This window comes from Ningiella ruwaisensis (genome assembly GCF_004798935.1).
GTDB classification, from domain to species: domain Bacteria; phylum Pseudomonadota; class Gammaproteobacteria; order Enterobacterales; family Alteromonadaceae; genus Glaciecola; species Glaciecola ruwaisensis.
Window position 1 is genome coordinate 138,080 of sequence record NZ_RAHT01000009.1, and the last position, 14,018, is coordinate 152,097.

General features: G+C 40.9%; 14 protein-coding genes. 11 read left to right on the top strand and 3 right to left on the bottom strand.

Annotated features, from left to right (window positions below; translation table 11 throughout):
* The first annotated feature begins 168 nt into the window (after nt 1–168).
* From dusA to D6V41_RS16580, 9 genes are all read left to right on the top strand, one after another.
* Complete coding sequence (gene dusA, locus D6V41_RS16540; RefSeq protein ID WP_136252651.1) at nt 169–1,185, top strand: tRNA dihydrouridine(20/20a) synthase DusA; 1,017 nt, start codon at nt 169–171, stop codon at nt 1,183–1,185.
* Between the two features lie 212 nt (nt 1,186–1,397).
* Nucleotides 1,398–1,685 (top strand): hypothetical protein, encoded by a 288-nt coding sequence (locus D6V41_RS16545; RefSeq protein ID WP_136252652.1) that lies wholly within the window; start codon nt 1,398–1,400, stop codon nt 1,683–1,685.
* 180 nt (nt 1,686–1,865) lie between these two features.
* Nucleotides 1,866–2,066, top strand: coding sequence for a PspC domain-containing protein (locus D6V41_RS16550; RefSeq protein WP_136252653.1), 201 nt, complete (start codon nt 1,866–1,868; stop codon nt 2,064–2,066).
* A 59-nt stretch (nt 2,067–2,125) separates the two neighbouring features.
* The gene (locus D6V41_RS16555) at nt 2,126–3,112 is read left to right on the top strand and encodes a DUF2333 family protein (protein WP_136252654.1); all 987 of its coding nucleotides are present in this window, start codon (nt 2,126–2,128) and stop codon (nt 3,110–3,112) included.
* A gap of 4 nt (nt 3,113–3,116) precedes the next feature.
* A complete protein-coding gene (locus D6V41_RS16560; RefSeq protein ID WP_136252655.1) occupies nt 3,117–3,869 on the top strand; it encodes a TIGR04219 family outer membrane beta-barrel protein in 753 nt (250 codons plus the stop codon).
* Nucleotides 3,870–3,976: 107 nt separating this feature from the next.
* Nucleotides 3,977–5,779 (top strand): assimilatory sulfite reductase (NADPH) flavoprotein subunit, encoded by a 1,803-nt coding sequence (locus tag D6V41_RS16565; protein ID WP_136252656.1) that lies wholly within the window; start codon nt 3,977–3,979, stop codon nt 5,777–5,779.
* Nucleotides 5,779–7,500 (top strand): assimilatory sulfite reductase (NADPH) hemoprotein subunit, encoded by a 1,722-nt coding sequence (gene cysI / locus D6V41_RS16570; RefSeq protein WP_136252657.1) that lies wholly within the window; start codon nt 5,779–5,781, stop codon nt 7,498–7,500. The genes D6V41_RS16565 and cysI overlap by 1 nt, the downstream gene beginning before the upstream one ends.
* Nucleotides 7,484–8,227, top strand: coding sequence for a phosphoadenylyl-sulfate reductase (locus D6V41_RS16575; RefSeq protein ID WP_136252658.1), 744 nt, complete (start codon nt 7,484–7,486; stop codon nt 8,225–8,227). The genes cysI and D6V41_RS16575 overlap by 17 nt, the downstream gene beginning before the upstream one ends.
* Before the next feature lie 193 nt (nt 8,228–8,420).
* Nucleotides 8,421–8,732, top strand: a complete 312-nt coding sequence (locus D6V41_RS16580; RefSeq protein WP_136252659.1) for a pyridine nucleotide transhydrogenase — start codon at nt 8,421–8,423, stop codon at nt 8,730–8,732.
* A 65-nt stretch (nt 8,733–8,797) separates the two neighbouring features.
* Here D6V41_RS16580 and D6V41_RS16585 read toward each other — a convergent pair whose 3' ends face one another.
* Entirely contained in the window at nt 8,798–9,931 is a 1,134-nt protein-coding gene (locus D6V41_RS16585) for an acyl-CoA desaturase (protein WP_136252660.1), read from the bottom strand.
* A gap of 111 nt (nt 9,932–10,042) precedes the next feature.
* Between D6V41_RS16585 and fabR the strand changes: the two genes are divergently transcribed.
* Complete coding sequence (gene fabR, locus D6V41_RS16590) at nt 10,043–10,651, top strand: HTH-type transcriptional repressor FabR (RefSeq protein ID WP_136252661.1); 609 nt, start codon at nt 10,043–10,045, stop codon at nt 10,649–10,651.
* A gap of 34 nt (nt 10,652–10,685) precedes the next feature.
* Here fabR and trmA read toward each other — a convergent pair whose 3' ends face one another.
* Nucleotides 10,686–11,771 carry a tRNA (uridine(54)-C5)-methyltransferase TrmA gene (trmA, locus tag D6V41_RS16595; RefSeq protein ID WP_421907897.1) on the bottom strand — a complete coding sequence of 362 codons (1,086 nt, stop codon included), beginning with the start codon at nt 11,769–11,771 and terminating at the stop codon, nt 10,686–10,688.
* Between the two features lie 122 nt (nt 11,772–11,893).
* Here trmA and D6V41_RS16600 point away from each other — a divergent pair, with 122 nt between their 5' ends.
* Nucleotides 11,894–13,027, top strand: coding sequence for a DUF5610 domain-containing protein (locus D6V41_RS16600; RefSeq protein WP_136252663.1), 1,134 nt, complete (start codon nt 11,894–11,896; stop codon nt 13,025–13,027).
* 47 nt (nt 13,028–13,074) lie between these two features.
* Here the strand turns inward: D6V41_RS16600 and D6V41_RS16605 are convergent, their stop codons facing one another.
* Nucleotides 13,075–13,584: an RNA-binding protein gene (locus D6V41_RS16605; RefSeq protein ID WP_179952567.1), complete on the bottom strand. Its 510-nt coding sequence runs from the start codon at nt 13,582–13,584 to the stop codon at nt 13,075–13,077.
* Between the last annotated feature and the right edge of the window lie 434 nt (nt 13,585–14,018).

The window sequence follows — 14,018 nt, forward strand, 5'->3', positions numbered from 1 at the left end:
GAATCGTTATTTGGCGGCTTTTATACAAACAATGAGTAAGCGCGAATTTTTCGGTTTAGTAATTATGAACACAAAGGGTGTCTAACGCGGTTCATTCGATGTCATCACTCCCACCAAATGCTATCATGTAGCGTTTAAAACAATGCAATCGAATTTCATAGAGCATTAATGAACATACAATCAAACTCCCCTCATCGTTTTTCAGTGGCTCCCATGCTGGATTGGACAGACCGTCACTGTCGTTTTTTTATGCGCTTGTTGACACAGCGTTCGATGCTTTACACCGAAATGGTGACCACTGGCGCAATAATTTATGGCAAAGGTGACTATTTAGGCTTTAATCAGGCAGAACATCCTCTCGCTCTTCAGTTAGGCGGCAGCAATCCTGATGATATGGCAAAATGTGCCGCTATCGCGCAAGAACGAGGCTATGATGAAATCAATATCAATGTAGGCTGCCCATCTGACCGTGTTAAAAATGGCAGTTTTGGGGCCTGCCTAATGGCAGAGCCTCAAACAGTAGCAAGATGCATCGTTGAAATGCAAAAAGAGGTTGATATCCCTGTTACTGTTAAGTGTCGCATCGGTATTGATGACATGGATGAACAAACTGGGCTTGATGAATTTGTATCGCCTGTGATTCAGGCAGGTGTAAAGCATATTATCGTACATGCCAGAAAGGCGTGGCTTCAGGGTTTGAGCCCAAAAGAAAATCGCGACATCCCGCCACTAAACTATGAAAGAGTTTATCGTCTTAAGCAAGACAACCCTGATTTGCAAATCAGTATAAATGGTGGAATAAAAACACTAGAGGATGCGCTAACTCATCTTAAATATGTTGATGGGGTCATGATGGGGAGGGAAGCATATAGCAATCCTTTTATTTTGCAGCAGGTTGATTCAAGCATATTCGCTTCATCAGCAAGCGATGATGTGACAAGAGAGCAAATAGTAATCAAAATGACTCACTATATTCGAGATATGCACAAACGCAATGTCAGAGTTTGGCACATTGCCCGCCATATGTTGGGTTTATTTCAAGGCCAGGCAGGTGGAAAATTGTGGCGGAGATATCTCAGTCAGAATGGCACTGGTAAACACAATAACCCTGATTTGTTGCTTGAAGCATTCGACGTGGTAAAGGATGCACAAAATCGATCACTAAAATTTAGTCAAATTGACTAATTAATTTAGTCAAAAATTTAAAATGCTCAATCTCTGCATTGAGCTTTCTTCGCAAATTTTGATGTAAAATATATAAGTCACTGTTTTTATTGATATAAAATAAATTTGTCTTTTTTGGCATAAGAATCGCTAAGTAGTTTTCAAGGTCAATGGTGGCCTTCAATAATGCAAGTGGTACGCATTGTTTTCGTAAATTTATTTAGGGAATTGTTATGAACATCAAACGCACATTTATCGCTACAGCCGCTATTATCACTGCTTCAGTTTCTGCACCAAGCCTCGCTCAAGATTCTGGCGTGAATCAAATATTAAGCGCAATGATTAAACAAGCGGTGAGCTCTGCTGCCACTGAAATTGATAACCAGATTGAAACAAATATATTGCGCTCTGGTAACGCAATTAGCATCGAAGATCTTCCTGCTACCAAGGTGACGATTACCGATGTGAAAGCGAGTCAAAAAGGCGAAGAAGTAAACGTTAAGCTTGTAAAGCGCGACTAATTCATTTTTATCTATCGTGTTGAGATATGCAAAGAAGGATTTTGTTATGTTGATTCAAGTGAATTTGTTAAGCCTGTTATTGTCGCCCGTATTGTTTTATGTAGGGAGTGCAGCATGCATTATGCTGCTATCCCATCTAAAGCTGCTTAAATCTGACCATTAATGAAGTAGGAAAAAGTAATGAGAACCGTCATAAACCAAAACAGACTATTTAGAGACGTAAGTAAAGCCATGATTTCTGGAGTGTGTGCAGGTGTTGCTCGACATTTTTCTGTGAATCTGTGGGTTGTGAGAGGGCTGGCCATCTTAAGTATGCTGTTTTTTCCGATGGCAACGGCCTTAGCCTATGTTTTAGCTATCCTTTTATTACGCTGTCGATAGAGACAAGCGCCTAAGACATAGGTACACTAAAAAAATGTTTTATCGAAAATGGATTAGCTATGAGTATAAATACTAAAAGTATCTCGGCGATAATTTTAGCGATTATGCTATTAATCGGGCTGGTAGGATTTTGGTGGGGATTTGAGCCAGACCCCTTTGATGTGCAGGAACGAGCACGCCTTAATGCTGATACTCAATCAGAACGCGTAGTAGTTGGTTATACAACAACTACTGCTTTGATTGAGGTGCTTGATACTATGCTCAACAAGTCTGGTGGTTACTTGTCTAACGATGTACTACCTCCCGGGGTGTTGATGGACAATATACCAAGCTGGGAGTTAGGTGTGCTTGAAATGAGTCGAGACCTGGCATTGGCGATGCGTAAAGATCTTAGTCGCTCTCAATCGCAATCTCTTGAAAATCCACAATTGGTAAAGGCGCAAACCAGTCTTAACATAGATAGCGAACGTTGGTTATTGCCTTCATCTGAGGGTGAATATGAAAAAGCGATTGATAACCTCTTAATTTACCGTTCAGAATTAAGCAGTTTAAATAACAGTAATAGTCAGTTTTATGCCCGAGCTGACAATTTACGAGATTATTTGAAACAAATTGAAAAACGCCTTGGCAGCTTATCTCAACGCTTAGGTGCAAGTGTAGGTACAGAATCCATTAACACTGAACTCGCTGGCGACAACGCAGCTCGACAGTCGACACCACAGGCAAACAGAGTTAATAACAAAACCAGTTGGTTTAAACTGGACGATAACTTTTATGAGGCTCGCGGAGCGACCTGGGCTTTGCTACACTTCTTAAAAGCTATTGAGAAAGACTTTGACGATGTGTTACGCAAGAAGAATGCAAAAATAAGTCTCCAGCAAATCATTCGCGAATTAGAATCTACTCAAGATCCTGTGTATAGCCCCGTTATATTGAATGGGAGCGGATTTGGATTTGTCGCGAATCATTCGTTGGTCATGGCAAATTATATCTCGCGCGCTAATGCAGCTCTAATAGAGCTATCTGAACTACTTAATCAGGGATAACAAAATGAAAAAAACACTCATCGCTTGTATGCTTGCGACGGCAGTTGCCGCGCCAGCGACAGCCGATACTGTGCTTGGCCTATACGTGGGTGCTCAAGCTTGGAATATGGAAACGGAAGGCGGATTTGCAGCGAACGAAGCGCTTGCTGATTTTAATTTCGAAGACGAAACAAACAGTAGCTTTTACGCGGCATTGGAGCATCCAATCCCGCTTGTACCCAATGTAAAAATTGCCAGAACGACCTTAGATACTGCGGGTGTCACGACCTTAAGTGGTACTTTTACCTTTGGTGATGAAGTATTTGTCCAAAATTCACGACTCACTACCACAGCAGACTTAACCACTACAGATTTAATCTTATACTACGAAATATTAGATAACGATTTAATCAGCCTTGATATAGGTATAAGTGGTAAGCAGGTAGACGGGGATATTGTAGTCACTGATGCAGATACGCAACAAACGAGCATGGAATCGTTTGATGAGATAATTCCTATGGCATATGGTCGAGTCGCAGTAGGGCTACCCCTGACTGGCTTAGGCGCCTACGCCGAAGGTAATTTCCTGTCGATTGACGATAATACCTTTACGGATTATCAAGCCGCAATTACTTATAATTTCATTGAAAGCCTGGCTATTGATATGACTATACAGGCCGGATATAGAGTGACATCATTGGAATTGGAAGATCTTGATGATATTTATGCTGACCTTGAATTTGAAGGGGCATTTATTGGTTTGGAATTTCATTTCTAAAAGCTTTCAGTTAAAAAGAATATAAAAAATTAGTTTTAATTCTTTCAAGTTATTGAGAAAAGCCGTTAGTCTTACTGCATTAGTTAGTAAACCAACGGTTTTTTTTAATGGCGTCATCTGAAGATAGAACAGCTATCTCGCTTTTAGGCGAGGCGCAGCTTTCACAACTTAGCGCTGCTGTTGCAGGTTTTAACCGCGACCAGCTTGTTTGGGCAAGCGGGTATTTGGCAGGCTTGTCACAAGTTGCTTCGTCCCAAGCGCTCGCTGACCTTTCGCCTGTTGGGGCGAAAGAAGCGCCTACCTTGACAATTTTATATGGCTCACAAACCGGAAATGCCAAACATTCCGCCATTGCCTATGGTGAGTCAGCTAAAGCAAAGGGATTTAGTACAAACGTCGTCAGTATGGCTGATTATAAGCCTAGAAAACTGAAAGATGAGTCTCACTTGGTAATTTTTGTTAGCACGCATGGAGAAGGGGATGCGCCCGATGATGCGGTTGAGCTTCACGAATTTTTAGCCAGTAAAAAAGCACCTAAGCTGCCCAATCTAAACTATGCTGTCGTTGGCTTAGGCGATACGAGCTATGAGTTTTTCTGTCAAACGGGTAAAGATTTTGATAAGCGATTGTCTGCACTTGGTGCGAAAGCAGTTATCGATCGGCTCGACTGTGATGTTGAATTTGAAGCAGAGCTTGCTGCTTGGTCAGAAAAACTTAATGATATATTATCAAGCGCCCTGACGGCAGACGTTTCAATGCCCGCACCCTCTGCGGTGGCAGAAGCGGTTTCAACCTCAGTTTATACAAAGCAACATCCTTTTTTAGCTACACTGACCGAGAGCATAAAAATTACCGGACGTGATTCCGTCAAAGATATCCGTCATATTGAAATTTCGCTTGAAGATTCGGGGATCAGGTATCAACCTGGAGATGCCTTGGGCGTTTACTTTGTAAATAGTGAAAATGCAGTTGCAAGAGTACTGCACGCAACGTCAAATGATGGTGAAGCGCAGGTAACTATTAATGATGAAAGTCTGAGTTTACAGCAAGCGCTTTCTGAAAAGTTGGAACTTACCCTTAGTTACCCCGGATTTGTTAAAGCCTATCAAGAAGCGAGCAAAAATGAAGCGCTTAAAGCGCTTTTGGAAGATAAGGCAGCGCTTCGCGCATTCTTAGAAGAGCGACAAATAATCGATATTGTTGAGCAGTTTCCTGAAAATATCGCGCCACAGGATCTAGTGAATGCACTTCGACCTTTAACGCCAAGACTTTACTCTATAGCATCAAGTCAATTAGAAGTTGAGGACGAAGTACACCTGACGGTTGCTCATGTTGATTACGATGCTTTTGGATTCAGGCACCAAGGCGGCGCATCAGGCTTTTTATGCGAACACTTGGCACAAGGTGGTCAGATCAAGGTGTATGCTGAATCAAATGATAATTTTAGACTTCCCAGCGATGACGATACAGCAATCATAATGGTAGGTCCGGGGACAGGTATTGCGCCGTTTAGAGCTTTTATGCAAGAACGAGATGTAAAGGAAGCTAAAGGTAAAAACTGGTTGTTTTTTGGCAATCCCAGTTTTACGCAGGATTTTTTGTATCAAACTGAATGGCAAAGCTATCTGAAATCAGGATTACTCAGCAAAATTAGTCTTGCATTTTCACGCGACCAAGCTAACAAAATCTATGTGCAAGACCGAATGCTTGAAAATGGAAAAGAACTCTTTGACTGGCTTGAGTCTGGCGCACACTTCTACGTTTGCGGGGATGCCATGCGCATGGCCAAAGATGTAGAAGCAGCATTACTACAAATTATTGAAAAGTATGGCAATAAAACCGAGGCAGAAGCGAAGCAATATCTGCTTGGGCTACGTAAAGCAAAACGTTATCAGAAGGATGTTTACTAATGAGTGAAGACAAGCAATTTATTGTAGAAGGTAAACTGTCAGATAATGAGCGGTTAAAGGCTGAGAGCAAGCATTTACGAGGCACCATTACTCAAGATTTGTCAGATGATGTGACGGGTGGTTTTACGGCTGATAACTTTCAATTAATACGTTTTCACGGAATGTATCAGCAAGACGACAGAGACATTCGTGCAGAACGTCAAAAACAGAAACTTGAGCCACTTCATAATGTGATGCTTCGCGCACGACTGCCAGGCGGTGTGATAAGGCCTGAACAATGGCTAGTGATTGATAAATTTGCTCAAGATCACACGCTTTACGGCAGCATACGTCTAACCACACGACAGACTTTTCAATTTCATGGTGTATTGAAACCGCATATTAAATCTATGCATCAAACGCTTAATGCAACAGGTATCGACTCGATTGCTACAGCGGGTGATGTGAATCGGAATGTGTTGTGTACATCTAATCCTATTGAATCAGAAGTTCATCAGCAAGCGTGGGAGTGGGCAGCAAAAATCAGTGAGCACTTGCTTCCGAAAACGAATGCGTATGCTGAAATTTGGTTAGACGGGGAGAAAGTCGATACGACTCAAGAGAAAGAGCCCATTTTAGGTGAAAACTATCTGCCTCGTAAATTCAAAACAACGGTTGTCATCCCTCCTCAAAATGATGTGGATGTGCATGCCAATGATTTAAATTTTGTAGCGATTGCAGAAAACAACAAACTTGTTGGTTTTAATGTATTGGTAGGTGGCGGTCTGGCCATGACGCACGGTGATAAATCCACTTACCCTCGAAAAGCTGATGATTTTGGCTACATTCCTTTAGACAAGACACTTGATGTAGCCGCTGCTGTAGTATCAACGCAGCGAGACTGGGGCAATCGAGTCAACCGTAAGAATGCAAAAACCAAATACACGCTCGAGCGAGTGGGTGTTGAGAATTTTAAAGCCGAAGTTGAAAAGAGAGCCAATGTAAAATTTGAAGAAAGTCGACCTTATGAGTTTACGTCTCGCGGCGATCGCTTCGGTTGGGTTGAAGGGATAGATGGAAAATATCATTTAACTGTATTCATAGAAAATGGTCGTATACTGGACTTTCCGAATAAGCCTTTAAAAACCGGCTGTAGGGAAATTGCTAAAATCCACAAAGGCGATTTCAGATTAACTGCAAATCAAAACCTGATTATTGCTGGCGTTGCACCTGAGGATAAGCCGGAGATAGAAAAGCTCGCTCGTTCTCATGGTTTGATTGAAGCGTCAGTCAGTCAACAGCGATTAGATTCCATGGCCTGTGTATCTTTACCGACGTGCCCGCTTGCAATGGCTGAAGCAGAGCGCTATTTGCCCAGTGCAGTTACTGAAATAGAAGCAATGCTGGCCAAACATGGCTTGGAAAACGAAAGCGTAATTTATCGTATAACCGGCTGCCCCAACGGATGTGGCAGAGCTATGTTGGCTGAAATTGGCTTAGTCGGGAAAGGACCAAATAAATACAACCTTCATTTAGGGGGCAACCGAGAAGGCACTCGCATTCCTAGAATGTATAAAGAAAATATCAGTGATACAGAAATTATGGCCATACTCGATGAGCTCATTGGTCGATGGGCAAAAGAGCGCAACGAACAAGAGGCTTTTGGTGATTTTGTAATAAGAGCAAACATCATAAAGCCGGTTGTTGATTCAGCGAGAGATTTTTATGACGAACTTGGCTGAAAGTAGAAGTTCGCAAAGCAGGGTGGACATTGATTTAGGCGAAATTAATTCCCGATTGCTCAAACTTGATGCTCATAAGCGAGTGGAGTGGGCCTTATCTCATCTTCCTGGCGAACATATTGTATCATCAAGCTTTGGTGCACAATCTGCGGTGATGCTGCATCTGCTAACACAAATAGCGCCAAATATTCCTGTTGTACTGACAGATACAGGCTATTTGTTTCCTGAAACTTATCGATTTATTGACGAACTTACTGAGAAACTGAAGCTCAATTTAAAGGTGTATCGCGCGAATATATCGCCAGCCTGGCAAGAAGCGCGCTATGGTCAACTTTGGGAAAAAGGAGTTGATGGCCTGAGTCAATACAACAATTTGAACAAAGTTGCGCCAATGAGGCAGGCGTTAAAAGATTTAAATGCTGGTACATGGTTTGCTGGTTTGAGGCGCTCTCAATCTGACAGTCGCCAGAGTTTGTCATATGTACAAATGCAGGGTGATCAATTCAAAGTTCACCCAATTGCCGATTATTCTAATAAAGCCTTACATAATTATCTCAAAAAACATGACTTGCCCTATCATCCACTTTGGGAAAAAGGTTACGTCTCAATAGGTGACTGGCACACAACGGTTGCGTTGGAAGAAGGAATGAGCGAACAGGATACACGATTCTTTGGGCTCAAGCGAGAATGTGGCTTGCATGAATTCGGAGATGGCGACGGTATTTGATACCACTCACTTTCTCAACGGCTTGTTCATTGATTTCACCTATTTATCGCTAAAGAATCCCAGTCATTTTACGATATATCACCTGTAATCTAATTTTCATTCTTTTGTCATATAACTGTCACATTTATATGATCCATATTGACATTGTTGGTGTTTGAGTATATATTGACCAAAGTTTTAGCTAGGAGATAATATGAAAAAGTTAACAATCGCAATTTGTGCTTTGGCCTGTTTCGGGGCAAATGCTGCTCAACCTAGCGCAGAAAACGACAACAGTTTTTCTTGCATGGACAAATCCACCTTTGAGATCAATTCGTCCTGCATGAGTACTAAAATTGAAAATAACGATTCTTTTTTGGCGACTCAAAACACCTTGTTTGAGCAGTCAGCAAATACTGACAACGCAATGGCGACGATGACAATTAATCCAAAAACGCTTGATATAGAGATTGTCGCTCATAAAGATGCGTATCTGGCACGTTTAGAGAAGTTAAACAATCAATAAGCATGTAATTTATAGTTAATTTAAAAAAACCTCTCACGTGAGAGGTTTTTTTATGTCTGAAAAAGTCAGGCACTTACTGGCGTCATGTAGTATTCATAAAGTGAATGCCATTTTTCTCGTTGGAGCATGAAGGCTTGCTTCAATTCTTTATACTTGAAGTCAATTTCCAGCTTATCCACTGAAGCTTGAATGTCCTTTCTTTTATCAGCCATTAGCTTTTTCTTCGCGCTGTAGTATTCCGACATTTTGTGCACGAGCAAATCATATTCCTTTTGCACTCGCGCCACGACTTCATCTGCATTAGGCAAATTCACTAAAGTACGTTTAGCGTATTTCAACTGCATTTGAAGCTTAGCTTTTTCAATACGCTCTTCGGGTGTTTTGCGTAAGTTTGATGTCAGCCCAAACCAAGATAGCGTCTTTATCAGCCATTTTGTCGGATCATATTGCCACCAATGGATACCGTTTCGATAATCGTACTCAAAGATATGATGGTAGTTATGATAGCCTTCACCAAACGTGAAAAACGCCAGTATTCCGTTGTCTCTGGCCGTATTAGTATCCGTGTAGGGTCGTTTACCCCAAATGTGAGCCAGTGAATTGATGAAAAACGTTACATGATGGACCGCCACGAGACGAGCAACACCTGCAATCAAGATCATTCCAATTACATCGCCATTTAACCATCCCAATATTCCGGTAATACCGAAGTTAGCAATCAAAACAATGGGTAAATAATAATTGTGTTGCCACATAACCACCTTGTCTTTTTGTAAATCCCGACAGTTGGAATAATCAGAATACCGCTCAGCTTGATATTCCCGCAGCATCCAACCTATATGTGAAAACCAAAAGCCTTTTTTAGCGCTGTAGGGGTCTTTATCATTTACATCAACATGTCGATGATGCACTCGATGATCAGACGACCAATGCAAGATACTGTTTTGGACAGCCATCGCACCGCCTATCGCTAATACGACTTTGACGATGGGATGAGCATCGTAAGTTTTATGAGACCACAAGCGATGATAGCCAGCGGTAATAGACATACCAGTAAAGAAAAATAGGACAAGCGCAGTCACAATTTCAATGAGATCAATTCCATTAAAAACAACCCAAAATGGCATGGCTACGAGAGCAATGAAGGTTGTTATGAGAAAAACGGAAATATTCAAGGGTATTAATGGAGGTTTTTTCACAAATAATCACTTTTTAGTTTCAGCGTACAACTGTACGCTTAATTTATCGTTTCGCATGTTTTTAAGCAAGTGTTATATTTAATAAATCAGCTTCGCTGCTTACATACGTAAATGAACCGACAACAACAAAAACTACAAACTCGTCAGAAAATTGTCGATGCTGCTTTCACACTGCTTGATGAAAACAAGAGTTTTACCGCTATCAGCCTGCGTGAAGTTGCTCGCGAGGCCGGTATCGCCCCCACTTCTTTCTACCGACATTTTGCAGACATCAACGAATTAGGCTTAACCTTAGTCGATGAATCAGGGCTAGCGCTTCGTCAATTGATGCGAAAAGCGCGCCAACGCATACAAAAGGGGGGTAGTGTAATTGCAATCTCTGTGCATACATTTATGGAGTTTATTACAAAGAATCGAAACGTATTCAGACTGTTGTTACGCGAACATACAGGCACATCAGCTGAGTTTAGAGCCGCAGTTATGCGAGAAATTCAATATTTTACGGAAGAATTGTCAGATTACGTTGAATCTCATTTACAATTGCCAGCCGATATCGCACACATGCAGGCTGAGGCCATGGTTAGGCTTGTTTTCAGTGCAGGAGCAGATGCGCTGGATTCTGACCCCACAGCAGTAGAAACCATCGCAAATCGTTTAATAATTCAATTGCGCTTTATTCAATTAGGTGCATTTTCTTACCATCAACGCGACAAAAGTTGAGTCTGCTTACACTGTGGCTAGTGCTGAAGTCATGCTAATTTTTCTTCAAAATAACGCCGCTTTCAATATGTTCAGTCAGCGGAAATTGATCAAATAAAGCGACGCGGACAAGCCGATGCGTTTTGTTTAGTTTTGTCAGGTTATCGGCTAATGTTTCGGGGTTACATGAAATATATACTATATGTTCAAAGCGCGACATTAGCTTCAATGTGTCGTCATCGATTCCTGCGCGAGGAGGATCAACTAACACTGTAGAGAAATTGTATTCTTCTAGTTGAATGTCTTTTAGACGATAAAACGCTCTTTCTTGATTAAAGGCTTGCGTGAATTCTTCACTGCTTAATCGAGCAATTTTTAAATTGCTTATATTATTTACGCTAATATTGTGCTGAGCTGCATCAACAGAGGTTTTAGAAATTTCAGTGCCTAATACATTCTCAAAATTCTTTGCAAGTGGAATCGAAAAATTACCCGCGCCACAATAAAGCTCAAGCAAATCACCACCTATGCTCTGTATATTATTTGATGTCCACTCGAGCATGCACTGATTGATGTAGGCATTTGGCTGGGTAAAGCTATTTTCAATTTGTCGAAAGCGATATTGAATTCCGTTTACGCAAAGCGTTTCATCTACATAATCACCGCCAATAATAAGCTTTTGTTTTTTTGCTCTTCCAATAATGCGGATTTTTTCGGCACACTTTAGTCGATGTGCGAGTTTTCTGGCTTCTTGCTCCCAACTTTCATTGAGTTGCTTATGATAAAGCATCGATATGACTATCTCGTTGTTGGTGCTAGCCAAGTAGTCAATTTGAAATAGCTTTGCTCGTAAAACATCATTTCCCTTAAGCAGGGATAAAAGCTCCTTCATGGCTTCGTTGATAAGGTGACAGGCCGCTGGAAGCTGGTCTACCCGATACTTTTGTTTGCTCTTCTGGTCGAACATGATATGAAACGTATCATCACCTTCATGCCATATCCTAAATTCTGCGCGCATTCTGTAATAACTTTCAGGCGAACGAAATACGTCAAGTCTGCCTTCATAAACTGGTGAAAGAAGATGTTTTAGGCGAGTTTCTTTGACTCGAAGTTGTTGTTCGTAATCCGCACTATTATTCATCTTCTTACCTTTCATTCTTATTCAGCGAGGTGATTGTAGCTTCCTTAAAAAATTTACCAACTCTTTATTAAAGAAATTTTGTTTCTGCCGATAATGAGGATGAGGTTAGTGAGGTTTCAAAAATGAATACTGTAGAAGTAAAGAGTGCATTTACTGAATTGAGTTCAGTCAACGCAAAAAACATTATCGATTTCAAAACTCAGCAAGAAGCTAAGCTTTCACAAGTCGGTGCATCTCAAGCTGACGACACATTCCAGGCTGACAGTAGAGTCGTTGCTAAAGTACTTTCTTTTTCTCTGGAAAAGCGCTTGTCCAGCGATAGCTCAGCGCATTTTAAGGATGTTTCGAATAATATTCGCATGGCAGATAAAGACAGCAACTCCTTTTTCGATATCGATACGGTTGTTGGAAATGTGCTCAGTTTTGTATCAACGTCATTAGCATCAATGGCTAAAGATGGTGCGAGCAAAGACAAACTGGAATATTTCAAAACGCAAGCTCAAGCGGGAGTGAGCGTGGGTGTTCAACAGGCAAAAGACGAACTAAAAGATATCGTAAATGACGACTTTATTGCCAAAGTTGATGAGGCATACTCCTCAATATTAGAAGCCATCTCCAGACTTTCAAGTAAACCAGGCGACTATTCCGACGAAGTGAGCACTTCTAAGCATCAACATGTTGAGGTAAATAGCAAATCAGGAAGCAAATTGATGCTTAGCTTCGGAGGAAAAGCTTTCGCAAATGATACAGCTGACAACGACCGTATTTTTACTACGCAAGATTCAAATATTTCTTTTAGTGTGAAAGATTTGAGAGCTGAAACTGAAGAGTTACTCCAAACCGAGCAACTTGCCAGTTTTATCAATCAATTAGATGGTTTGTTAAATAGCTTCTACCGCAACAACATGGAAGACAAATTTATTAAAGCAAGCGAGTTGGGATATTCGAAAGCTGAGCTTCATTCTATGGCATCACAGATGACGCATAAAGAATTTAACAAAGCTACAAATAAGTATGGAACTATACAACACTATAATGAACTGACCAGTTCGGAAATGTCATCGTCGCCTAAAGCTGTTGCACAGTATGTAGCGCGAATGATGGAAGTAACAAGAACGTCAAATGAGATATTGCTAAGCGAGGACGACTATAAGGAAATAATCAACGGACTTGTAAATCAAATGAAGGACGTGCAAGTGCCTGACTTGGTGCAAGCAATAAATCGTTTCCACGCGTTTAACAGTCAGTTTGAATAACTACGCGTAGGTAGGCTCCTACGCGCGTTTGCTCTTTAATTTTTTGCTTACTCCGACTTTTCTTTAGCTGGACGCACCTTTAGAGTGCGGTCCATAAATTCTGAATCGTTAAGCGCTTTTATGAAAACCTCTTCTTTGCCAGCTTCGATTTCAACGAAACCGAAACCTTTACGTCGATTTGTTTTTTTGTCCTTCATAAGTCTCACGGATATCACATTGCCATATTGAGAAAACAACTCCTTTACTGTCATTTCGTTCGCCTTATACGCTAAATTGCCCACATATAAAGTGCTGACTTCACTGGATTGAGGTATGACGTCATTGGTATTCCGTGATTTTGATGGAGACGTTCTGGATTTTACGGCTTCATCTTGCTTTTCAGATGCAGGAACCGTGAATTTAGTTGCGAGCATTTGTAGTAGCAAATAGATAATAACTGCAACAGGTGAAACAAAGTGTTCGTAAGCACTAAGGTTCAGGCCAATGGAAACAGCAAAAGCTGCCAAGCCAACAATGATAGCCAGAATAACGGCTAAGGGTAATCTGATTGATAACATGGAAAATCCTATCTGTTTTTAAATAGAGCATTGCTCTTGGGAAAAGTTACATTAATATTTTACTGAGCCGATGAACAAGCCATTAAAGGAAAAGTTTATTAATTTTGGCTAGTAAAGGCTGAATTTTAGACAAAAGCTATATTTTTGCAAATTTTCTTATAAATATACTTGACGGTTTATCTTTTGAATGTAGAATGCGCGCCACTCTTAAGAGAGAGCACGTATGCAAATTTAATCGTAAATATGTACGTGCTTATTGAGTAAGCAACGCCATTGTTACAATGTTAAGTAATGGTTTACTTGAGTTTTAAGAGTAAATTGGTGTTGAACTAATATTAAATTAAAATATTTGAGTAAAAAGGTTGACACCAGATGCGATTAAAGTAGAATTCGCATCCCGCTTGAGAAGGCGGCAAAAAACGTCATTGTCACGG